The sequence below is a fragment of the Hyphomicrobium sp. ghe19 genome (assembly GCF_902712875.1).
GTDB lineage: Bacteria > Pseudomonadota > Alphaproteobacteria > Rhizobiales > Hyphomicrobiaceae > Hyphomicrobium_B.
Window position 1 is genome coordinate 492,389 of sequence record NZ_LR743509.1, and the last position, 22,598, is coordinate 514,986.

The 22,598-nt window shown below is 60.4% G+C and carries 21 protein-coding genes; 17 read left to right on the top strand and 4 right to left on the bottom strand.

Going from position 1 to position 22,598, the window contains the following annotated elements:
• Positions 1-29: 29 nt before the first annotated feature.
• From cobW to cobJ, 6 genes are read left to right on the top strand one after another with little or no spacing between them, the layout of a single operon-like run.
• Positions 30-1,067, top strand: coding sequence for a cobalamin biosynthesis protein CobW (cobW, locus tag AACL53_RS02315; protein ID WP_339082067.1), 1,038 nt, complete (start codon positions 30-32; stop codon positions 1,065-1,067).
• Positions 1,067-4,351: a cobaltochelatase subunit CobN gene (gene cobN / locus AACL53_RS02320; RefSeq protein WP_339082069.1), complete on the top strand. Its 3,285-nt coding sequence runs from the start codon at positions 1,067-1,069 to the stop codon at positions 4,349-4,351. The genes cobW and cobN overlap by 1 nt, the downstream gene beginning before the upstream one ends.
• On the top strand, positions 4,348-5,631 hold the full coding sequence (gene cobG / locus AACL53_RS02325) for a precorrin-3B synthase (RefSeq protein ID WP_339082071.1): 1,284 nt from the start codon (positions 4,348-4,350) through the stop codon (positions 5,629-5,631). The genes cobN and cobG overlap by 4 nt, the downstream gene beginning before the upstream one ends.
• Positions 5,628-6,257, top strand: a complete 630-nt coding sequence (locus tag AACL53_RS02330; RefSeq protein ID WP_339082074.1) for a precorrin-8X methylmutase — start codon at positions 5,628-5,630, stop codon at positions 6,255-6,257. The genes cobG and AACL53_RS02330 overlap by 4 nt, the downstream gene beginning before the upstream one ends.
• Entirely contained in the window at positions 6,254-6,997 is a 744-nt protein-coding gene (locus AACL53_RS02335) for a precorrin-2 C(20)-methyltransferase (protein ID WP_339082075.1), read from the top strand. The genes AACL53_RS02330 and AACL53_RS02335 overlap by 4 nt, the downstream gene beginning before the upstream one ends.
• Positions 6,994-7,749, top strand: coding sequence for a precorrin-3B C(17)-methyltransferase (gene cobJ / locus AACL53_RS02340; RefSeq protein WP_339082076.1), 756 nt, complete (start codon positions 6,994-6,996; stop codon positions 7,747-7,749). Before AACL53_RS02335 ends, cobJ begins: the two co-directional genes overlap by 4 nt.
• Here the strand turns inward: cobJ and AACL53_RS02345 are convergent.
• Positions 7,722-8,507: a cobalt-precorrin-6A reductase gene (locus tag AACL53_RS02345; protein WP_339082078.1), complete on the bottom strand. Its 786-nt coding sequence runs from the start codon at positions 8,505-8,507 to the stop codon at positions 7,722-7,724. The two genes, cobJ and AACL53_RS02345, sit on opposite strands and share 28 nt — an antisense overlap.
• Positions 8,508-8,524: 17 nt before the next feature.
• Here AACL53_RS02345 and cbiE point away from each other — a divergent pair, with 17 nt between their 5' ends.
• From cbiE to AACL53_RS02380, 7 genes are all read left to right on the top strand, one after another.
• Positions 8,525-9,748: a precorrin-6y C5,15-methyltransferase (decarboxylating) subunit CbiE gene (gene cbiE / locus AACL53_RS02350; protein ID WP_339082079.1), complete on the top strand. Its 1,224-nt coding sequence runs from the start codon at positions 8,525-8,527 to the stop codon at positions 9,746-9,748.
• Positions 9,715-10,131, top strand: coding sequence for a cobalamin biosynthesis protein (locus tag AACL53_RS02355; protein ID WP_339082082.1), 417 nt, complete (start codon positions 9,715-9,717; stop codon positions 10,129-10,131). The genes cbiE and AACL53_RS02355 overlap by 34 nt, the downstream gene beginning before the upstream one ends.
• Complete coding sequence (cobM, locus tag AACL53_RS02360) at positions 10,128-10,883, top strand: precorrin-4 C(11)-methyltransferase (protein ID WP_339082086.1); 756 nt, start codon at positions 10,128-10,130, stop codon at positions 10,881-10,883. Before AACL53_RS02355 ends, cobM begins: the two co-directional genes overlap by 4 nt.
• 15 nt (positions 10,884-10,898) lie before the next feature.
• Positions 10,899-12,230, top strand: a complete 1,332-nt coding sequence (locus AACL53_RS02365; RefSeq protein ID WP_339082089.1) for a cobyrinate a,c-diamide synthase — start codon at positions 10,899-10,901, stop codon at positions 12,228-12,230.
• A gap of 212 nt (positions 12,231-12,442) precedes the next feature.
• The gene (locus AACL53_RS02370; protein WP_339082091.1) at positions 12,443-12,625 is read left to right on the top strand and encodes a NepR family anti-sigma factor; all 183 of its coding nucleotides are present in this window, start codon (positions 12,443-12,445) and stop codon (positions 12,623-12,625) included.
• On the top strand, positions 12,612-13,169 hold the full coding sequence (locus tag AACL53_RS02375; RefSeq protein ID WP_339082093.1) for a sigma-70 family RNA polymerase sigma factor: 558 nt from the start codon (positions 12,612-12,614) through the stop codon (positions 13,167-13,169). Before AACL53_RS02370 ends, AACL53_RS02375 begins: the two co-directional genes overlap by 14 nt.
• 132 nt (positions 13,170-13,301) lie before the next feature.
• The gene (locus tag AACL53_RS02380) at positions 13,302-14,108 is read left to right on the top strand and encodes a response regulator (RefSeq protein ID WP_291164632.1); all 807 of its coding nucleotides are present in this window, start codon (positions 13,302-13,304) and stop codon (positions 14,106-14,108) included.
• Positions 14,109-14,174: 66 nt separating this feature from the next.
• On the opposite strand, the gene AACL53_RS02385 is transcribed toward AACL53_RS02380, so the two are convergent.
• Positions 14,175-14,612: a PRC-barrel domain-containing protein gene (locus AACL53_RS02385; protein WP_339082099.1), complete on the bottom strand. Its 438-nt coding sequence runs from the start codon at positions 14,610-14,612 to the stop codon at positions 14,175-14,177.
• 642 nt (positions 14,613-15,254) lie between these two features.
• On the opposite strand from AACL53_RS02385, the gene AACL53_RS02390 reads away from it, so the two are divergent.
• Positions 15,255-16,688 carry a CHASE3 domain-containing protein gene (locus AACL53_RS02390; protein ID WP_339082101.1) on the top strand — a complete coding sequence of 478 codons (1,434 nt, stop codon included), beginning with the start codon at positions 15,255-15,257 and terminating at the stop codon, positions 16,686-16,688.
• Positions 16,689-16,707: 19 nt separating this feature from the next.
• Here the strand turns inward: AACL53_RS02390 and AACL53_RS02395 are convergent, their stop codons facing one another.
• Positions 16,708-17,139 carry a response regulator gene (locus AACL53_RS02395; protein ID WP_339082103.1) on the bottom strand — a complete coding sequence of 144 codons (432 nt, stop codon included), beginning with the start codon at positions 17,137-17,139 and terminating at the stop codon, positions 16,708-16,710.
• Between the two features lie 89 nt (positions 17,140-17,228).
• Entirely contained in the window at positions 17,229-19,154 is a 1,926-nt protein-coding gene (locus AACL53_RS02400) for an HWE histidine kinase domain-containing protein (RefSeq protein WP_339082105.1), read from the bottom strand.
• 829 nt (positions 19,155-19,983) lie between these two features.
• Between AACL53_RS02400 and AACL53_RS02405 the strand changes: the two genes are divergently transcribed.
• The 3 genes from AACL53_RS02405 to AACL53_RS02415 are packed head-to-tail and all read left to right on the top strand — an operon-like array spanning position 19,984 to position 22,576.
• Complete coding sequence (locus AACL53_RS02405; RefSeq protein WP_339082107.1) at positions 19,984-20,559, top strand: DUF2796 domain-containing protein; 576 nt, start codon at positions 19,984-19,986, stop codon at positions 20,557-20,559.
• 2 nt (positions 20,560-20,561) lie between these two features.
• Complete coding sequence (locus AACL53_RS02410) at positions 20,562-21,320, top strand: ABC transporter ATP-binding protein (protein ID WP_339082109.1); 759 nt, start codon at positions 20,562-20,564, stop codon at positions 21,318-21,320.
• The gene (locus AACL53_RS02415; protein ID WP_339082110.1) at positions 21,317-22,576 is read left to right on the top strand and encodes an ABC transporter permease; all 1,260 of its coding nucleotides are present in this window, start codon (positions 21,317-21,319) and stop codon (positions 22,574-22,576) included. Before AACL53_RS02410 ends, AACL53_RS02415 begins: the two co-directional genes overlap by 4 nt.
• Positions 22,577-22,598: the final 22 nt, after the last annotated feature.

The following is a 22,598-nucleotide window of genomic DNA, read 5'->3' on the forward strand; positions in this document are numbered from 1 at the left end:
AATATCAACTCGGACTCGGAGTTTTGCCAATGAGCGCGCGCAAGGTGCCAGTCACCATCGTTACCGGCTTTCTCGGCGCGGGCAAAACGACGCTCGTCAGACATGCGATCGAGAACGCCGAAGGCCGCCGGCTGGCCTTGATCGTCAACGAATTCGGTGATGTCGGCGTCGACGGGGCGATCCTTCGTTCTTGCGGTGTCGAGAATTGCCCGGAGGAAAACATCGTCGAGCTGACGAATGGCTGCCTCTGCTGCACGGTGGCAGACGATTTCGTGCCGACGCTCGAGGCTTTGCTGTCGCGAAATCCGCCGCCCGAGCACATCATCGTCGAGACGTCGGGTCTGGCTTTGCCCAAGCCGTTGGTGAAAGCCTTCGAATGGCCGGACATCCGCAATCGCGTCACGGTCGACGGTGTCGTCACCGTCGTCGATGGGCCTGCGGTGAATGCGGGACGGTTTGCCGACGATCCCGTGAAGGTCGCGGCGCAACGCGCGGCCGATCCTTCCGTAGATCATGAAAATCCGCTGGAAGAAGTCTACGAAGATCAGCTTCTCTGCGCAGATCTCGTCGTTCTGAACAAAACCGATCTGATGTCAGAGGTCGAGATCGAGCAGATTACCGACGCCATCAGGAGCGGCGTGCCGCGCAGCATCAAGATCGTGGCGACGCGTGAGGGTCGCGTTCCCGCTAGTGTATTGCTTGGGCTTTCGGCGGCGGCGGAGAACGATCTCGCGGCCCGTCCTTCGCATCACGATAACGAGCCGGATCACGACCACGACGATTTCGAGACATTCATTGTCGAGGTGCCGGCGCTTGCGTCCCCCGCCGATCTCGCGTCACGAGCCAAGGCGATCGCCAATGCGCATGACGTGCTGCGCATAAAGGGCTTTGCGGCAATCGATGGAAAGCCGATGCGGCTGTTATTGCAAGGCGTCGGCGAACGCGTCGACACGCGGTATGAGCGTGCGTGGCGGGACGGCGAGCCGCGGCTCGGCAAGCTCGTTGTCATCGGTCAGAAAGGTCTCGACCGCGAGAGTATCACCAGGACCCTGACAGGCGCCGCCTAATGCATATCGTCGTTCGCGAGAGCCGAGATCTCGATGAGGCCGCCGTGCCTCAGGATCTCGGACTTGCGCCCGCCGATATCGTCTTTCTTTCGTTTTCGGATTCCGATTTGGCAATGGCGGCCGCGGCATTTCGTTCAGTTGCCGAAGACGAACGGCCAAGCCTTCGCATCGCGAACCTCAGTGCGCTGTGCCATCCGATGTCCGTCGATATTTTTGCGGACACGACTCTCAGGGGGACGAAGGCGATACTCGTTCGCTTGCTCGGGGGGCTCGATTATTGGCGTTATGGCGGCGAGCAAATCGGCAAGCGTTGCCGGGAGCTTGGAATTGCGTTGGCCATCGTGCCGGGCGACGGGCGGCCGGATATTCGACTCGGTGCGTTGTCGACAATCGAGACGGAGGATCTGACGAGACTGCAATCGCTTCTCGATGCCGGGGGTGTCGAAAATACGCGCGCGGCGCTCAATGGCTTGCTCACGCGGGCGAAGGGCGGCGAAGCATGCATTCCAGAAGCGTCGATTATTCCAGGCTTCGGCATCTATCGCGAAAGTACAGCGCCTCAAGGCGAATTCGCGTCGGATGGCCTGGGGACGGCGGCCGTCATTTTCTATCGCTCGCATTTGCTTGCCGGCGATGTTGCGCCGATCGATGGGCTCATCGATGCGCTGGATCAACGTGGACTCGCGACGACCGCCTTGTACGTGCCGAGTCTTAAACCTCCAGAGGCGGCGGTGTGGCTCGAGAAAGAACTCGGCCAGCTTAAGCCGAACGTGATCGTCAACGCGACGGCGTTTGCCGCGCGTGACGGTGCCGATGGGTCGCCGCTCGACCGATCCAATTGTCCGGTTCTGCAGGTGGCGCTCGCGAATGCGTCGAGTGCCGCATGGGAAAAATCGCAGCGCGGTCTCGGTGCGTCGGATCTCGCAATGCACGTCGTTCTGCCCGAACTCGACGGCCGGCTTTTTGCGGGAGTCGTTTCGTTCAAGGAGGAGGACGATCTCGGGAGCGACCTCGGAATTTCGTTGCTTCGGCATGCTCCCTACAACGCCGGTATAGGACACGTCGCAGATCTAGCAGCCGCTTGGGCGACATTGAGAATGTCGCCGCGCGGCAATCGCCGTGTCGCGCTGCTGCTCTCGACCTATCCGGGGCGGCCGGATCAGATCGCCCATGCTGTCGGGCTCGACGGGCTCGAAAGCGCTTGCAAAATTGCGACGCGATTGAGTGATGAAGGTTATTCGATTTCTTCTGCGCCGGATGGGTCGAAAGACCTTGCCCGGCTGCTCGGCTCCGAAGCGCCGCCGGTGCGGTGGTCTCTCGAAGGTTATCGCGCGGCCTTCGGTCAGCTTTCCGAGGCGTTTCGTGACAGCGTCACGGCCGCGTGGGGTGAGCCTGAAGAAGACGACTTTGCAGTCGGCGGCGCTTTTTCATTTCGCGTTGCGCAGTTCGGCAATTTCCTCATCGGATTGCAGCCGGAGCGCGGCCAAGTTCAAGACCGGAAGGCGCAGTATCACGATCCGTCGACGCCGCCGCGGCATAGCTATGTCGCATTTTATCTGTGGTTGCGGCATGTCGCGAAACTTGACGCGCTGATCCATCTCGGTGCGCACGGTACGCTCGAATGGCTGCCGGGAAAAGCGATCGCCGGAAGCGAAGCATGCGGGCCGCGCGCTTTGCTCGGACCGGTGCCGATGATTTATCCGTTCATCGTCAACGATCCGGGAGAAGCGGCGCAGGCAAAGCGCCGGCTTGCCGCCGTGACGCTCGGACATCGGCCGCCGCCGATGATCGAAGCCGGTTTGTCGGGTCCATTGAACGACGTCGAGCGGCTCGTCGACGAATTTTCATCGGCCGATGGCCTCGATCCGCGGCGGCGCAAAGTGTTGTCCGGAGAGATTGTCGACGCTGCTTTTCGCGCGGGGATCGCGGAGCGCTGCGGGCTCGAAGCCGGTATGTCGCCCAACGACGCTTTGATGCGCATCGATGCGTTTCTCTGCGATGTGAAAGAGCTTGCGATTCGCGACGGCTTACACGTTCTCGACGACGCGGAGCTTAATGCAATTGTCCACGCGCTCGACGGAAAATTCATCGAGCCGGGTCCGGCCGGAGCGCCGAGCCGTGGTCGCTCCGACGTGCTGCCGACGGGCCGCAATCTCTATAGCGTCGATCCACGCAGCGTTCCGACGCCAACGGCGTGGGCGAACGGAAAGCGCGCCGCAAAGGCAATTCTCGACCGGTATGTGGGTGATCACGGTGATTGGCCGCGTGCCATCGTGCTCGACCTTTGGGGTAGTGCGACGCTACGCACAGGCGGCGAAGAGCTTGCGACGGCGCTGGCGCTTCTCGGCGTCCGTCCGGTGTGGGACCTTCGCTCGTATCGGATCACAGGTATCGAGACGGAGGCGTTGGCGGAACTCGGCCGGCCGCGCGTCGACGTTACGCTGCGCATTTCCGGGCTTTTTCGCGATATTTTTGGGGCGCAGCTTGTTCTCTTCGACAGCGCTGTAGCGCTCGTTGCGGGACTGACTGAAGACCGGGCTGACAATCCGTTGCGCGTGGCGCATCGCGAGGGCGTCAGGCTCGATCGCATTTTTGGTCCGGCAGACGGCAGTTACGGCGCTGGCGTGATGCAGCACATCGATCGCGGCGATTGGACGAAGCGAGAGGAACTCGGGGACGCGTACCTGAAGAATTCGGCGCAAAGCTATCGCAATGAAAGTTCCGGCACGGATGCAGCCGGAGAGTTCAAAGATCGTGTTGCGGCGGCGGATGCGTTCGTCCACGTTCAGGACCACAGCGAGATCGATCTGCTGACAGGCGGCGATTTCGCGGCACACGAAGGCGGCTTCGCTGCCGCTGCTGCTGCCGTCGGCAACAGCGGCGTCGCGCTCTATCATGGCGATACGGCAGACCCCGAGAAGCCGCGCGTGCGGACGCTTCAAGAAGAGTGCGCACGCGTCATTCATGGCCGCGCCGCCAATACGCGATGGATCGAAGGGCAGATGCGCCACGGCTTCCGGGGCGCCGCGGAGATGGCGCAGAGCGTCGATGCCGCGTTTGCTTTTGCAGCGACAGCGGCGTCGGTCGATAACGGGGGGTTCGAGCGGCTCTACAATGCTTACCTCGGCGACCCGGCCGTGGCGGCCTTCATCGAACGGGAAAATCCCGCAGCGATGGAAGCAATGCGCCGGCGTTTTGCGGAAGCCATCTCTCGCGGACTCTGGCAGCCGCGCCGCAACGATTTGAATGCTGGTCCGCACAAGCCACGTGAGGCTGCTGAATGACCGCCGCGGCGCATTTGAGAAAGGGATGGTGTCCCGGTGCGCTTCGGCCGATGCGTTCGGGCGACGGACTGCTCGTGCGCGTGAGGCCGCGTGCGGGAGCGTTCACGCTTTCGGCGCTTCATGCCGTGGCTGAAACGGCCAAGCACTTCGGCTCGGGCGAGATCGATCTTACGAACCGCGGCAATCTACAATTGCGGGGCGTGTCGAATGAGGGCTACGACGCGGCAATCGACGCGCTCCGTGCAGCCTGTTTGATCGACGAGACGGCGGCGATAGAGGCTGTGCGCAATGTTGTCGTCGATCCGCTGAGCAGTATTGATCCAGCGCGCAGCTATGTCAGGGCTCTCGCTGCCGCATTCGAAGGCATCGTTGTGGATGACGCGCGCCTCTGGGCGCTGCCGGGAAAATTCGGCGTCAGCTTCTCGGGGACTTCCGAACCGCGCGTCGGTGGCAGGGCGGCCGACATTATGATCGCATCGGACGGTGATCGCTTCGCCGTTTTTCTCGATGGCGCGGCAGAGGTCTCGTGCGCTGTTTCGGAAGACAATCTGCTGACAGCGGTTCGCCGTCTCTTGCTGGCTTTTCTCGATTTGGCGGCGAACGATCCGAGCGTCAGGCGCATGCGTGATGCCGTTGCGGCGCACGGCGCTCCGATGATTTTTGCAAAGGCGGAAGTGCACGCAACGCAGTCGCGGGGCAACGGGGGGATCGATCCTCCTCCGCCTGTCGGATTGCTGGCTCGCGGAGAGCAAGTGTTCGGGGTTGGCATCGGGCTTCCGTTCGGACGGATCGTTGCCGATCAACTTGATCGCCTTTGCGAGGCTGCGGCGGCGAAGCTCAACGATGTTTTTACAAGCCCGCAACGAATTCTCGTTTTCCCGGTCAACGATCACGCGCGGGCCGAGGCGTTCATGAAGGTTGCCGACGACATTGGCTTGATTACAGCCGGCAGCGACGTTCGCTTGGCCATGGACGTTTGCCCCGGATCGCCGGGATGCAAGAATGCAACGACCGACACGCGCGGCGATGCGCAGCGTCTGGTTGACGGTCTCAACGGTTCGCTCAGCGGTTATACAGTTCACGTCTCGGGGTGCGAGAAAGGTTGCGCGCGGCGGTCCTCGGCGGATTTCACGCTGGTCGCGCGTGAGGGACGCTACGATCTTATTCGCAACGGATCGCCTCAACTCGCCGGTGTGGGGGCTTTGGTCGCGTTGGCCGAAGTCGAACCCGGCGATATCGGCAACGCCGTATCACGTTTCATCATGGAATCCGCATCATGACGGTTCAGGACTATATCCGGGACGGCGCCGCGATCTATGCGCGCTCGTTCTCGATCATTCGCGCCGAAGCGGATCTCTCGCGGTTTTCGCCGGAGGAGGAGCGTGTCGCGGTGCGCATCATTCATGCCTGCGGCATGGTGGAGATCGCGCGCGACATCATCATGTCGCCGACCTTTGCGCGGAGCGCAGCGTCGGCACTCGCAGCGGGGGCGCCGATACTCTGCGACTCGATGATGGTGGCCGACGGAATTACGCGCGCGCGATTGCAAGCAAAGAATTCCGTCATTTGCACCCTTCGAGATCCGCGCGTGCCGGAGATAGCGGCCAGCATCGGCAATACCCGGACAGCCGCTGCGATGGAGCTTTGGAAGCCGCATTTGGCGGGTTCTGTCGTCGTCGTCGGTAATGCGCCGACAGCGCTGTTCAGGCTTCTCGAGCTGATGGATGCGGGCGCGCCAAAGCCGGCCGCGGTCATCGGCATGCCCGTCGGTTTCGTCGGTGCCATTGAATCCAAAGAGGCGCTCGCCGCCGACGGACGCATTCCTTTCGCTATCGTGCGTGGCCGCAAGGGCGGTAGCGCCATGGCGGCCGCCGCCGTCAACGCACTTGCAAGTGAGGCCGAATGAGCGAGGTGCGGTCAGGGACGTTGTTCGGCGTCGGCCTTGGGCCCGGGGATCCGGAACTCATGACGCTGAAGGCGGTGCGCGTGCTGAGTACGGCGCCGGTGGTGGCGCATTTTCGCAAGCGCGGCAGGGCCGGTCACGCGCGCACGATTGCAAGTGCGCACATCTGCGAGAGTGTTACCGAGGCGGCCTTCGACTATCCGGTGACGACCGAGATCGATTTCCGCGGCGAGGGGTACGTCTCGGCTATCCGCGAGTTTTATACCGAGTGCGCAGAGACCATTGCCGGACATCTCGGTCAGGGGCGCGACGTGGCGCTGCTCTGCGAGGGCGATCCATTCTTCTACGGATCGTTTCTGCATATGTACGACCGCATCAAGGCGGCTCATCCGGTGACGGTGATCCCCGGTATCACGGGGATGTCCGGCTGTTGGACGGCTGCGCGCGCGCCGATCACATATGGGGACGATATCTTGACGGTGCTGCCTGGGACATTGGATCGCGAGGTGCTGGCGAAGCATCTCGAAGGTGCGGATGCGGCGGTCATCATGAAGGTTGGCCACAACCTTGAGAAGATCAAAGAGGCGCTAAAAGATGCCGGGCGTTTTAACGATGCGATTTATGTCGAGCGCGGAACAATGCCGGGCGAGCGGATCGTGCAGCTTGCGGACCTCGGCGATTGTGCGGTTCCGTATTTTTCAATCGTGCTGCTGCCAGGCGGGCGTGGACGCCGCATCGCATGAAGGGTGATCTCGTTATTGTTGGGCTTGGGCCTGGCCCCGAAGGTTGGGTCACGCCCGCTGCAACGGAAGCGGTGGCGGCAGCCGATGTCATTCTCGGCTACACGCCTTATGTGAACCGGATTACTCCGGGGCCGGGGCAAATTCTTGAAGCTTCCGACAACCGCGAAGAGCTCGTGCGAGCCCAACGCGCGTTGGCGCTAGCGGGAAGCGGGAAGCGCGTCGCAGTGGTTTCCGGTGGAGACCCAGGCGTCTTTGCGATGGCGGCTGCGGTTTACGAGGCGGTCGAGAGCAATCCGGCGTCGGCCAACGGTGTCGACATTCGCGTGGAACCCGGAGTGACCGCGATGCTCGCGGCGGCGGCGCGGATCGGCGCACCTCTGGGTCATGATTTTTGCGCGATTTCGCTGTCGGATAATCTGAAGCCGTGGGCGACGATCGAGAGGCGTCTTCGGCTCGCCGCCGAGGCCGACTTCGTGATCGCGCTCTACAACCCGGCATCGAAGGCGCGTCCGCAGCAAATCAAGCAGGCGTTCCAGATCTTGAGTGCGGTATTACCTGCCGAAACGATCGTCGTCTTCGCGCGTGCTGTCGGCAGGCCGGATGAGGAAATCGACGTCGCGACGCTTGGCGGTGCGGCGGATGTGCCGTGCGATATGCGCACGCTCGTTATTATCGGATCGCAGGCAACACGGCAGGTTAAGTCTGCCGACGGGCGCGCCTGGATTTATACGCCGCGTTCGGAGCGACGCTGATGATGGGTCTTGATCCAGGCGAGAGCGTATTCAACGGAGGCGACCGTCGACCGGGGCGCAATCGCGGGACGCCGAACCATGTGGACTTTGATGCCGAGCACGCCCGCAGCTTCGATCTTGGAATAGGCTGCGCTGCCGCCGGAGTTCTTGGCGAGGACGTGGCTGATGCGGTGCTTCCGGAAAAGTTCGAGATCGTCTTCCGTGCGGAAAGGGCCGCGCGCAGCGACGATCGTCGCTTGGGGAAGGCTCGCGGGCGGTTCGCTCGCGTCGACGACGCGGATGACGTAGCGATGTTGGGGCGCAACGCTCAGCGCAGCAATCGCTTGGCGGCCGAGACCGGAGAAAACGTTTTGCGGCGTGTCGGGCAGGGCCGCGATTGCGGTGTCGATGCTGTCGTATTCGTTCCAGTTGTCGCCGTTTGCAGGCGTCCAAGGCGGGCGCTCGATCGCGAGCAACGGAATTTGAGCCGCAGCGCTCGCCGCGATGGCGTTGTTGCTGATGCGGGCTGCAAACGGATGCGTGGCGTCAACGATGAGATCGATGTTCTCGCGCGTCAGATATTCGGTGAGCGCATCAACGCCGCCGAAGCCGCCGATGCGAACGGGGAGCGGGCTCGCCGCGGGATTAACCGTGCGCCCAGCGAGCGACAGAGTTGCGGACACGCCATTTTCGCCCGCGAGACTTTGTGCAAGGGACGTCGCCTCGGTCGTTCCGCCGAGGAGCAAAATGCGATACGGGCTATCGAGCTTCATCATCATGCCAGGAGGCCAATGCCATGAGCGGACGCTGGTTGTCCATCATTGGCATCGGGGAGGACGGGCGAGCCGGGTTGTCTCCGGCGGCAAGCGCTTTGATCGAGCGGGCGGAACTTGTTGTCGGCGGGCGGCGCCATCTCGATCTCGTCGGCGACACGCCGGGTGAGAAGATGGAATGGGCGAAGCCGCTCGAAGCGACAGCCACGACGATCCTGGCGCGGCGGGGAACGCCGGTCGCGGTGCTGGCATCTGGTGATCCCTTCTGGTTCGGCGCTGGAGTGACGCTTGCGCGCTCCATACCGCTAGAGGACATGCAGGTTGTGCCGTCGCCGTCGAGTTTCTCGATTGCCGCTTCCCGCCTCGGCTGGTCCTTGCAGGACGTGACGACGCTGGGGCTCAATTTGAAAGGGCTGACGCCGCTCATCCGGCGTCACCTGCATCACGGCAGGCGTATCCTTGCGTTGGCGCTCAACGGCGACACGGCGCGCGAAGTGGCGTCGCTTTTGACCGGCGCAGGGTTTGGAGAGAGCGCGATCGTCGTGATGGAAGCGCTCGGCGGTCCGCGCGAACGTATTCGAAATGTCCGTGCAAGGGATTTCGATTTTGCCGACGTCGATCCACTCAATATCATAGGCGTCGACGTCGTTGCGGGTTCTGGTGCCGCACCAATTCCCTATACTGCCGGATTGCCTGACTCATATTTCGAGAACGATGGACAATTGACGAAGCGCGAGATCCGCGCGGTCACGATGTCGTCGCTTCAGCCGGGGGCCGGTCAGTTGCTTTGGGATGTCGGAGCGGGGAGCGGGTCGATCGGCATCGAATGGCTGCTCGCGCATCCGGCCAACACGGCAATCGGCATCGAGCGTGACGCGGAGCGCGCGGCGCGTGCCGTTAGGAATGCGGTTGCTCTGGGTGTGCCGCATCTCGACATTCGCGAGGGCGCGGCACCCGATGCTTTGAGCGGTCTCGCGCAGCCGGATTCGATCTTCATCGGTTGCGGCACGGCGGGCGGAAGAGTTATCGAGGCTTGCTGGACGGCGTTGAAGCCGGGCGGCCGGATCGTCGTCAACGCCGTGACCATCGAGTCGGAGGCTGCATTGCTTTCCGCATATCACGAGCACGGCGGATCATTGACGCGCTTCGGCGTCGAACGGGCGGAGCCTGTGGGGCGGTTGACTGCGTGGCGTCCGGCGATGCCGGTTTTACAATGGGTTTCCTCAAAGCCCTCGGGTGGCGCATGATTGCAATCGGCATAGGCGGCAACAGTCTCGCAAATGAGCGAGATTTTCTCGACGCCATCGAGTCGGCACGTCGTGAACTCGAAGGCGGCGATACCGTTGCGACGCTCGCCACCGCGTCTTTCGCCCCTCGCGCCGAAGCCGCCGCAAAGGAAGCGGCCGTTTCCTATCGCCCCTTGATGTTGATTGCGCTGCGCGAGCGAAGCGGGGACTGCGTGACGCGCTCGGAGCGATCCTTATCGCTCTATGGCATCAACTCGATCGCGGAAGCCGCGGCATTATTTGCAGCGGGGCCCGGTTCCCAACTCGTCATGCCGAGACGCATCATCGGAAATATCACGGTCGCGGCGGCGCGATCTGTCGATGCTGGAAGGCGACCGAAATGACAGTGCATTTCATTGGCGCGGGTCCTGGAGCACCCGATCTCATAACGGTGCGTGGGCGCGATCTGATCGCTCGCTGCCCGGTTTGCCTTTATGCAGGCTCGCTCATTCCGGAGGGCCTGCTGGCGTACTGTCCGGCGGGAGCCGAAATCGTCAATACCGCACCGATGACGCTCGATGAGATCGTTGCGCGGATCGTTCAGGCGAACCGCGACGGCCATGATGTGGCGCGGCTTCATTCCGGCGATCTGTCGATCTGGAGCGCGCTTGGCGAGCAGTTGCGCCGCCTTGATGAACTCGACATCGGCTATACGATCACTCCTGGTGTGCCCGCATTTGCCGCCGCTTCGGCAGTATTGGCTCGGGAGCTGACACTTCCCGAAGTTGCTCAATCCGTGGTGTTGACGCGCACCTCGGGCAGGGCTTCGGCTATGCCGCAAACGGAACAGCTCGAGGCCTTTGCGGCTACGCGGGCGACGCTTGCGGTGCATCTCTCAATTCATGCGATCGAAGACGTGGTACGCCGTCTCGTGCCGTTCTACGGCCCGGATTGTCCCGCGGCGGTCGTTTATCGCGCAACGTGGCCGGATGAGCAGATCATTCGCGGCACGCTTCAAACGATCGGTGCGCAGACGGCTGACGCGAGGCCGGAGCGAACGGCGCTGATTTTGGTCGGCGAGGCGCTCGGGTGCGATGATTTCCGAGAGAGCGCTCTTTATAGCGTCGATTACCGCCGTCGCTTTCGCGGCGGCTAAAGTGAGCGGTTGAGCATGCCTGAGACTGTGACGTTGCCGCGCGGACTGATGATAGCGGCACCGCGCTCGGGTTCCGGCAAAACGACCGTTACCCTCGGCCTGCTTCGCGCGCTCGTCCGGCGCGGGCTCACGGTACAACCGTTCAAATGCGGTCCCGATTACATCGATCCGGCGTTTCATGCGGTTGCGGCGGCCAGGCCATCGTACAACGTCGACAGCTGGGCGATGAGCTTGGATCGTGCGGCTGATGTTCTGTCGCGTTCGGCAAGCGGTGCGGACGTCGTTGTTTGCGAAGCCTTGATGGGCCTTTTCGACGGGGTTTCCAAAGCGGGGGCGTGGGGCAACGGTGCGAGCGCCGACCTAGCCGCAAAGACGGGTTGGCCAGTCATCCTGGTACTCGATGTTTCCGGCCAATCGCAAACGGCGGCGGCCGCCGCTCGCGGCTTCCAGGGCTTCCGCGAGGGCGTGACGATTGCAGGCGTCGTGCTCAATCGCGCCGGTAGTCCGCGCCACGTGCGTTTCGCTTCGGAGGCGCTGGAAGCGGCGGGGCTTCCTGTCATCGGTGCCCTGCCGAGGGAAAAGACCGTGGTGCTCCCGGAGCGGCACTTGGGGCTGGTGCAGGCCGAGGAGACGGCGGAAATCAATTCCCGCCTCGATGCGTTGGCGGACTTCATCGAAGCGCATGTGGATGTCGACCGCCTGCTGCAGCTCGCCAGTCCCGGAGCATTGAACTCAGCGTACGCTGGAAGTCGCGTGAACGTCATTCCGCCGGCGCAACGGATTGCGCTGGCGCGGGATGCGGCATTTTCATTCGTCTATCCGCATCTCCTCGAGGGCTGGCGCGCGGCCGGCGCGGAAATCATTCCGTTCTCACCGCTTGGCGATGAAGCACCCGATCCGGACGCCGATCTCGTCTGGTTGCCGGGCGGCTATCCGGAGCTTCATGCGGGCGCATTGGCCAATGCTCACCGCTTCAAATCGTCCATAACTGAATTCGCGCGTTCACGCCCGGTTCACGGAGAGTGCGGAGGATACATGGCGCTCGGGGCCGGTCTCATTGATGCGGCAGGCCACAGCCACGAAATGATAGGCCTTTTGGCGCTGGAAACGTCGTTCGCTGCCCGGAAAATGAACCTTGGGTATCGCAGGGCGGAGCTTGTGGCGGACTGCCCCCTGGGCGTGGTTGGCGAGATCCTAATGGGCCACGAGTTTCATTACGCCAGCGTTCTTTCTTCGCCAGACGCCCCCCTGTTCAAAATGCAGAATTCGGACGGGGAGACGCTTCCCGCGGGCGGGAGCCGCAGAGGGCACGTTACGGGTACGTTTTTTCATTTTATTGATAAATAGCGGGCGCTTTCTTCGGTTTTCCCGGCTAGATTTCCAACGTGCGAGCAGGCCGCCGACATGACAAGTTAACGGAGGTTCCGGAACTTTTTCGAACCTTGCGCATTTAGGTTGTCTGGAACCCGGCGTGCGCACACGAGTATTTCGGAATTCCGTCAATAGGGTCTTGAAAGATGGGCACGGGCAGTGATCCCAAACGAGGGGATTCAGTCACTATGCAGGCACCGCTACCGGTGGAGCTTCAGGGTCAGATAGGGCAGCGCTTAAGGGAAGCCTATATCGAACTCATCAACGAGCCTGTCCCGGATCGGTTCGTTGCGCTTCTGCAAAAACTCAAACAGCACGAGGACAAGCAGCTCGAGGAGAAGAGCAAGGAGGAGAGTCGTGACGAAAAGTGACGACGATCTGGAAGCTCTTTTGATCGGGGCTGTTCCCAATCTGCGTGCATTTGCGAATTCGCTTTGCGGCGATCCAACGCGTGCCGACGATCTGGTGCAGGATACGCTCGTCAAGGCTTGGTCCAATCTCGACGGATTCGAGAAAGGCTCGAACCTGAAAGCGTGGCTGTTCACGATCCTCCGCAACACCTATTTTTCCGAACTTCGCAAACGTCGCCGCGAGGTCGAGGATGCGGACGGCGCAATGGCGGAGCGCATGTCCGTTCTGCCGGAGCAGCACGTCCATATGGATCTCGTCGATTTCAAGAAAGCGTTCAACGTCCTCAGCGACGATCAGAAGGAAGTCTTGCTGCTCGTTGGTGCGGAAGGTTTCTCATACGAAGAAGCGGCCGAAATCACCAATGCTGCAGTCGGCACGGTGAAAAGTCGCGTCAACCGCGCCCGCGTGGCTCTGAACAAGGCCCTCGGGTTTGAGGTCGGCGAAAATTTCAATTCCAATAGCGAGTTCGTCGGTGTTGCGCGAGCGGTGGTTAGCCGGGGTTAACTCCCGGATCACTCGTGCAATTGTGACGGACAGCATCATGGGGTACACAAACGTAACACCCCTGCCGGAGATGATCGTGTGCCCCCGGCACGAAAGATCATCTTGTTGTTAAACGAGATTACGAGGTGCAAAATGTCGATAGCCGAATCCATAGCTCCCCATTTGCCGTATTTGCGCCGGTATGCGCGATCGCTCACGGGCAGCCAGCAATCCGGCGACAACTACGTCGCGGCGGTGCTCGAAACATTGATTGCGGATTCCGATGCGTTCGACAGATCGATCGCGCCGCGCGTCGCGCTTTATCGCACTTTCACTAAAGTTTGGAATTCGCTCGCCGTAAACCGTGTGTCGGATGACATGCGCCAGCTCGACAAGCCTCTGGCAGAGCGGCGGCTCGATTCGATTACGCCCCTTCCGAGACAGGCCTTCCTTCTTGTCTCTGTGGAAGGATTTTCAACGGCGGAAGCTGCTCAGGTTCTCGACGTTACTCCCGCGCACGTGACGGAGCTCTTACAGCTGGCCGGTGCGGAAATCGCGGAGCAACTCTCCGCAGACGTGCTGATCATCGAGGACGAGCCGCTGATTGCGATGGATCTCGAAGCGCTGGTCGTCGATATCGGCCATCGTGTGCAGGGTGTCGCGAGGACCCATCAGGAAGCCGTCGCGGAAGTCGCAAAGAAGGCGCCGTCTCTGGTTCTCGCAGACATTCATCTGGCGGATGGAAGTTCGGGGCTCGAGGCCGTGAATGAAATTCTCGAGACGATCAGCGTTCCCGTTATTTTTATTACCGCATTCCCCGAGCGGTTGCTCACGGGCACCAAGCCGGAACCGGTGTTCCTCATAACCAAGCCGTTCGAGCCTGCTGTCGTGAAGGCGATGATCAGCCAATCGCTGTTCTTCGGGCTTCGATCGAAGAAATCCGGTCAACGTGCCGCGTGACGGATTTTGAATTCTGAAAGAAAAAGGGCGCGGTTCCGAATTGGAGCCGCGCCTTTTTTATCCGATTTATTGCGATTGTGATGGGGTTTGCGTAGCGCCAGCCGGCTTTTTCGCCGAGGAATTTTCGGTCCAGACGTAGTTAGGCGCGCTGGACAGGTTATCCTTGCTGGCTTCGATGACGGCGACGCGAGTGCCGTCCTTGTCGGAGAACTTCAGTTCATTGTAGGGAATGCCGACGTTCTTTTCTCCGACGCCTAGAAAGCCGCCGACGCCGATCACCGCGGTGCTGATCTTTCCTGCCTCGTCGAGAACGAGATAGTTGATATCTCCCAGCTTATCGCCAGCCGTGTTCTCGACGCGCAATCCGATAAGGCTCGAGGTGCTCTGCTCGCCAGTGGATTGCGTTTTGACGAACGAAAGGGCCTGTGCCGACGAATTGATCGCTACGGGCGCGACAGCAAGTCCTGCGATCAGGAAAGCACGGCTCAAGGTCAATTTGTTCATTGTGGCTCATCTCCTAGTGACGTTACGCTCGGTCAATCGCATTCATGAATTGTTTGTTCCGTTCTTTCAGATCATTTGCCTATCGTTCAAATTAGGGCTCGCATCGCGCGGCAAATTGCGGTCAAGGCGCGGTGCGTAGTCGCGACGCTTGGGCGTATGACGATGGGGTGCAAAAAAAAATGAGTTCGCGCCGCCCGGGGGAAAGCGGTCGCGAACTCTCTTAGGTGACGCCGTGCCCTGGGCCACGGGGGAGTGGGGAGGGAGTATGTGGGCACGGCCACATTGAAAGAACGTAGCGAGTGAGCATCGGTTCCCGAGATACGTGGGCGGATTTTTGGGGAGTGGATGCTGGCTGAAGAACTAGCTTGGTTTCGATTTAAATATGGTGATGCGACTTACTGACCAAAATGCAATTAAATTGAGCAGAACGGCTCTGCGAAATGTGGAACGAGTTCGAAAGATCTGATCAGCCCAATCGTAGTATCGTTGTAAAAAAAATCGGCCTAACAAGCGATTGGCACGGCGGCGAAGTCGTGGCATTGCATAGGCTTCCCTCAATCAATGCTTCCATAGGTTATGGCCCGCCATCACATATCGCGGAGATTAGCAGCGTTTCTAACGTCGAGCGCGACGCGAACACTGTTGGTCTGGGTTTCGATAGCCATCCTATCCGGTCTTGCAGCAATCGTTGCCTGGCAATGGACAGTTGCTGCCGGCGATCGCGTGGCGCAGACGCTGCTCTATCAGCAAGGCCTCACGAAGTGGCTCAGCGCGGCGCAGGATCTTGAGATCGCGCAGCGGGGGTACCTGCTTACCAGGGATCCGAAATATCTCGCGCCGTATGAGACGGCGAAGAAGGCGGTTGACGACATCCACTCCGATTTCGTCCGGCTCGCGCGAGGCGATAGAGAACTGCTTACGCGGATCGACGCTGTCGACAAGGCGCAGCAGGCGCACCTATCGGCGATCGACAAGAGCATTTTGGACGTTGCAAAAGGCAGTCCAAATGCAGCGGCGGACCTAGCCTCAAATAATCTCGACATCAAACTCTCGGACCGGTTGCGCGACCAGATCGACGCTACGGAACAGGAACAACACCGCCTCTTTGAAATGCGCGTGGCGCAATTCCACGATCAGAGCTTTTGGCTTTTGGCTGCAATGCTCGCGATATTGCTCGCTTGCGCCGCCTTGGCGATGGTCGCGTTAATACGCGAGCGACAGCGCGTGGCGGCGCTCGAAATCACCGCTCTGACGCTGACCTCCGCGAATAGATCGCTGGAAGCGCGAGTGAAAGCGCGTACTGAAGAGCTTGCAATCGAACGGGATCGCGCCGAAGGCGAACGAGAGCGCGCTGAAGCGCTGCTACGGGATGTGACGCATCGCATCGGCAATACGTTGTCGCTCGTCGTCGGATTCATCAACCTGCACATCAGGCACACGTCCGATCCAAAGTCTCTGAAAACTCTCACCGGCGCGCGCGATCGCATCCATGCGATCGCGAGTGCGCAGCGGCGTATGAATGTCGTCAACGATCTCGAATTGGTGCGGATCGACACGCTCATTCAAGCCGTGTTGGACGATGTGGTCGAAACGGCCGGTGAAGGGCGAATTGAACTGACGGTTGATGTTCCGCCGCTTCTTGCGCCGGCTCAGGTTGCGACGTCGTTGTGCGTTCTAACGCAAGAATTCGTCGTGAATTCCTTCAAGCATGCATTTGGCGAAGATGGTTCCGGCCATATCGGCGTTCGCCTTCACCGATGCGGTGAAACCGGAGCTGAACTCATAGTCGAAGATGACGGCAACGGGGTTGATGCCAACCTCTATCCGGCTGCGGGCGATGAGATGGACAAGCTGCTGCACGGAACCGCCAGTCATGCGGGAGATGGATTGGGAACTAAAATTGCGGCTTTGCTCACTCGTCAATTCTCTGGAGCGATCGCCTACGAACAGGTTCACCCGGGATATGCCCGGCCGGGAACGCGCGTCACGATCAAATTGACGGACCTGGCGTTGTCGGTTCCGGAGGATGAGCCTGCAGCTCACCCGATGAAAGCGGCGAAGACCACAACGGCGTAGAAAGCGTTGAATAGCTTTCTTAGCTCATTTTCCAGCGCTCGGCGTATGCTGGCGAAAGCTCCAGAGCGCGCGGTTTTCTGCGCAGAGAGCGCCCCGTTTCCATGCAATCAACGACGAATGCGATCGCCGATTTCACGGAATGTTCGGAGTATGGCTTTATCAGGATACCGCAGGCCGACGAAAAGTCTGCCGGCACGTGGTGCGGGTTCGACGTTGTGAAAATCACTGTGGCGCGCGCGTCTTCGCTTAGGTGTCGCGCGACGGCAGGGCCAGTCATCCCATCACTCAGTTGAACGTCGACGAATGCCAGATCGCACTTTGTCGTCTCTGCAAGCTTGAACGCGCGACGAGACGAACCCGCAATCCCGACGACCTGGTGACCCAAATCGGTGACGATCGCTTCGAGTTCGCCGGCGACTATCGCTTCATCTTCGGTGATGAGAATTTTCATGGCGCCCCCGCTATTGGCCCTATGCCCGAGAACTTGCGAGCGCGGCGGCGGTTCCATCGACGGGCGACGTTGTTGTTAAGGGATGTTGTTTACACTTGGCCCGAGCTTTTAGGAGCGTGCCCGATGTTGACGAGAGGGCCGGTCAGCGTCCACGTGAACTCGTCGGCATTCCCAACAGCGCGAGCAGAAAGCTTCAGGCCTTGGGTCGAGAAGCGCTCGACGACCGACATACCGTATCCCTTCGGGCCATCGGCGACGAATGGCGGCCCGCTGGTTTCGCGCCATGAAATTAAAATTGTTGCGGGATCAGGAAATGACCACGTGAGCCGCACCTTGCCGGTTGCAGTAGACAATGCCCCGTGCTCGACGGCATTGAGCGCAAGCTCGGTCAGGACCATTCCCAATGTCTGGGCGGCCTCCGGCGTGAGCATTACCGGGGGGCCCTTGATCGCGACGCGATCGGCGTCGGTACGTGCGACTGCGCCGATCTCGGCCGACGCCAAAGTCGCAAGATCAACGTTTTGCCAATCTGAAGCAACGATCAGATCCTGAGAGGCGGCGAGGCCTGCGACGCGCAGTGTGAAATCCTTGAGATGAGATTTGACGTCCACTGCATCGCGCGCCGTCAATCGTGCCATCGCGAGGATCAAAGCCAGCAGGTTTTTCGAGCGATGCGAAACTTCGCGGAGCAGGGCGTCAGTGCGCGTGAGGCTCAGCTTCTGATCTGTCACATCGTAGGCAACGCCCGAGAGAGTCTTTACTTCCGTTTCCGCCGTTTCGGTCGGCGCACCGCGGATCGCGATCCAACGGGCATCCCCGTTGCGGCGGCGAATGCGAACCTCTAGAGCAAGGGGTTTCGACCCAGCGATCGCGGCACCAATCGCCTTCAGCAATCGGCGGCGGTCACAGCCCTCGACCCGGCGGATAAGTGTGCGCGCCGGGTACTCGGACGCAGGCTCGAGATCATTAAAAATGTCGGCAATGTCTGCATCCCAACAGATAGTTCCCGTCTTGAGGTTCCATTCCCAAACGCCGACATTGCCCGCGCGCAAAGCTTGGCGCAGCCGCTTTTCCCTAGCTCCATCCGGCGCACGTTGGTGGGGTGCCTTATCCTGGCTATCGAACTGCAACGGCATGCCTGCTGATTGGTCTGCTGTTTCACCCCATCGCCGCCTCGCGGGGGTCAAGTTGCTAGCGTTCGGGTCTTCCAAAATGTTCCGCGTCAACCACGTCGCGCCGGCGAACGACGCAACCGCCAACAATGAGGAAAGCGTGACAAACGTTATCCAGTTGCGTTTATCGTGCAGGTCCACCGCATTTTTGGGAATTTGAGCAGCAACTTTCCAGCCGAACTGTGAAGTTTCGGCAACGGCCTGTACGATGGATGTACGGTTCGGTTCATTGGGACTTGCCGCCGCGTCCGGCTTGGCGCGCGTTCTGGCCAGTATTTGACCGTCGGCTCCGAGAATGGAAATCGACCACGGGCCGCCAGAAGCAAATTTCTTGAGCGCAGAGGTCAAAAAGGTCGACGGGATACGTGCCTGGATGAGGACCGGTTTCGCATTGCTCGATGCGGCGGCCAGCCAGACATCGATGCCTTTGTCCGGCGCGTTTTCATACGCCGTGATTTGAGGCGTTCGGTTCGACAAAGCGGCTGCCGCGGCAGATCGTGAAGCGCCATCGAGCATGATCCGGTCCGAATCGAGCCCGCCGACGGGTGACAAGAGGTCGAGTTTTTCGCTTCTCGTGAAAAGCACAATGCCTTTTCGGTCGAGTTCCGCGCGTATGCCGCTTTCAGTGTTTTGAGTGACGTCTTCCGCCGGGAGCGCCTTGAGCGCGCGGACAATGGTATCCATTTGATCGTCGACGAAACTTGCGGCGAGCAAAGCGCGCGTGCGGGCGTCGGCCTGCAGACCTGCAAGTTCTTGGAAATGCACCGCGCTCAGCAGATACGCGGCGCCGCCCAAGGTCGGAATGAGAAGCCCGAGGCAGACAAGGTAAACCGCTGCCTTCAACGACAGCCGGGGAAAAATAATTAATTGGCGTAGGAATTTGGCTGGCCGACCCCGGCCCTCCCTCCCCGGGGGATTAGTATTCACGATTGGCTTCTTATCGGTTTTGGACGGGCTAAAAAGAATCTCGCCTCAAGACAAATGCGCTAGGCCTCCAATGGTTCCAATTTTTAAGCGGACGAGACATTTTGTCGGGCGCGCTGCGTCCGTTGTGGGGATAACCTGGGGAAGCGGGTATTCGTTTGCCACGATTGTGACACAGGAACAGTCGAATTCTGAATACCTATAAAGACGGCCGGAGATCATGACCGCATCGCGACTCCGCATCAGGCTTGTTTTGCTCACGCTGTTCGCCTTCAGCGTGCAACTGGCCGTGGCGTCGTTCCATCACCATACAAGCCGCGAAATCGGCGCTCGATCCATCACTGCGTTTGCGGGTCATTGCGTCTCAACGGCCGCGAAGCCTTGCCCGCCCGCCAGTGACAATCACGATGGCTGCCCATTATGTTGGGCGGCGGCTATTGCCGCGACGTCGCTCGTGCCTTCGCTTTTTGATTTTCCCGCACCCTCTGAAATTGCCTTTGCCGAGCTTCATGCTCCTCTAAGTATTCAGAGCTGCATAATCCGCTGCTACGAGCAGCGCGCGCGTGGTCCTCCCGCGACGAGTGCCGTCTGACATTCGAAGATCGCTCCGGCGTCTTCGTTTCGTATCCCATAACACCTTTTCGTATCCGGCTGTGTTTCGCACGATTTTCAATCGCGCGCCCACGCCCCTGGGCTGACACCGCGCAATGGCGCGTGCCGGCGCATCATCATCCAATTGGAGAGAACGATGTCGAAAGTTTTGTCGGGTCTGGCCTCGATGGCCATGCTGATTACCGTTCCCGCTTTCGCAGATCAGGCTGAGCACAGGCAACTCGGCCCGCACGTGCACGGGCAAGGGACGCTCGATATCGCCATCGAGGGAAACAAAATTGAAATGGAGCTTGTTTCTCCGGGCATGGATATCGTCGGGTTCGAGCACGTCGCATCGACGGACGATCAGAAAGCGGCCGTCGAGAAGGCGAAGGCAAAGCTCGCCGACGTCCTTGCCGTTTTCAAACTTCCCGCGGCGGCCAATTGCAAGGCAGAGACGGCCAACGTCGAGAACCGGAAGGAAACGCATAAGCCCGGCGAGAAGGACGACGACGATGACGATAAGCCTGGCGCGCCGCAGCACTCGGAATTTCATGCGACATACACGATCACCTGCGAAGCGCCCGAACGTGTGACCGGTCTCGAGACTGTCTATTTCTCGAACTTTGCCGGCGCGCAGCTTCTGAACGTCAATGTCACGACCCCGAAGGGACAAACGCAGGCGCAGATGACGCGCGATAAGCCAACCCTCGATCTCACGGGCGCGATGTGATTATGAGCGACATCATCGTGTCTTCACGCGATACGCGGATAGAGGGCGAAAGCCCTCTTGACGCGGTTTCGTTTTCGAACGTGCGGTATTCGTGGCCTGGGCCATCGCCGTTCTCGCTGACGATCAAGAAATTCACGCTGGGGCGCGAGGAAAAACTTCTGCTCGTCGGCCCGTCGGGAAGCGGCAAGAGCACGTTTCTCAGTTTGCTTGCAGGCATCGTTGCGCCGACCGAAGGGCGGATCGATGTGCTTGGAACGGAGATGGCAAAGCTCAGCGGTTCCGGGCGCGACCGGTTTCGCGTCGACCACTTCGGCATCATCTTCCAGATGTTCAATCTACTCCCTTATGCATCTCTCATCGACAACGTGCTGCTTCCGCTCCGGTTCTCGCGCACGCGGCGGGCCAATGCGCTCGCCGAAGGATCGCTCGATGCGGTTGCGAGGGGTTTGCTTGCGGCGCTCGGTCTCGACGAGACGGTTGTCGCGACCGTCAAAGCGGCGAACCTTAGCGTCGGCCAGCAACAGCGTGTCGCCGCGGCACGGGCGTTGATTGGTGCGCCGCCGATCCTTGTTGCGGACGAGCCGACTTCCGCACTCGATCGAAACACGGAAGAAGCGTTTCTGAAGCTCCTATTCGCGCAAAGTGAGAAGGCCGGCACGAGCGTCATCATGGTCAGTCACGATGAAGGATTGGCCCCACATTTTGACCGCGTGGTGCGTCTTCAGGACATTGCCGTCTCATCGCGAGGTGCCCAGCAATGATGATCTTTCGCCTCGCATTTCAATCGTTGATGAACCGCTGGGTGACGGCATGTCTGACGGTGCTCGCGATAGCGTTCAGCGTCATGCTGCTGCTCGGCGTCGAGAAAGTGCGGACAGGGGCGCGGCAAAGCTTCGCCGATACGATTTCGGGAACGGATCTGATCGTCGGCGCGCGTAGCGGCAGTCTCAACCTGCTTCTCTATTCCGTTTTCCGCATCGGCAACGCGACCAACAATGTCACGTGGAAGACCTATCAGGACATCGCGAAGATGCCTGAAGTCAAATGGATCGTTCCGATATCGCTCGGGGACAGTCACCATGGCTTCCGCGTGCTCGGAACGAATGGCGATTACTTCACGCATTACAAATTCCGCCGCGGGCAGAGCATGACGTTTACTGCCGGTGGTCCGTTCGCCGATTTGTTCGATGCGGTCATAGGGTCAGACGTTGCCGACGCGCTCGGCTACAAAGTGGGCGACAAGATCATCGTCGCGCACGGAGTCGGATCGATCTCGTTTATCGAACACGAGGACAAACCGTTCCGCGTTTCCGGTATCCTTGCGAAGACCGGGACGCCGATAGACCGGACGGTTCACGTCAGTCTCGAGGCCATCGAAGCCATTCACATCGATTGGCAGAGCGGGGCACCGGTTCCGGGCGAAAGCATCTCGGCCGATGCGGTTCGCAAGATGGATCTCACGCCGCACGCGATCACGGCAGCGATGGTCGGTCTCGACTCGAAGCTTGCGACATTCAAGGTTCAGCGGCGGATCAATGATTATGCCGAGGAGCCGCTGTCGGCGATCATGCCGGGCGTCGCGCTGCAGGAGCTGTGGGGCCTCATCGGTACGGCCGAGACGGCTCTATCGGTCGTCTCAGCGATGGTCGTCGCGACGGCGCTGCTCGGGATGGTGACGATGATCCTGACCACGCTCAACGAGCGACGACGCGAAATGGCTATCCTGCGTTCGGTCGGGGCAACGCCCACAACAGTGCTCGGCCTCCTTGCGGCCGAGGGCGGGTTGCTGACGCTTGCCGGCGTCATCGCGGGTACTGTCGGCCTTTATGTGGGTCTTTATCTGGCGCGTCCGTACATCGATCACACGTACGGGCTGAGCCTTGCGATTGATCCGCCGCGCGCCGACGAATGGATGAAGCTCGGCTTGATCGTCGCTGCCGGGTTCGTCGCCGGATTGTTGCCTGCGATCCGTGCTTACCGGCTGTCTCTGGCGGACGGCATGATGGTCAGAGTGTGAGCACGCTCATTTTTTGAAAGGG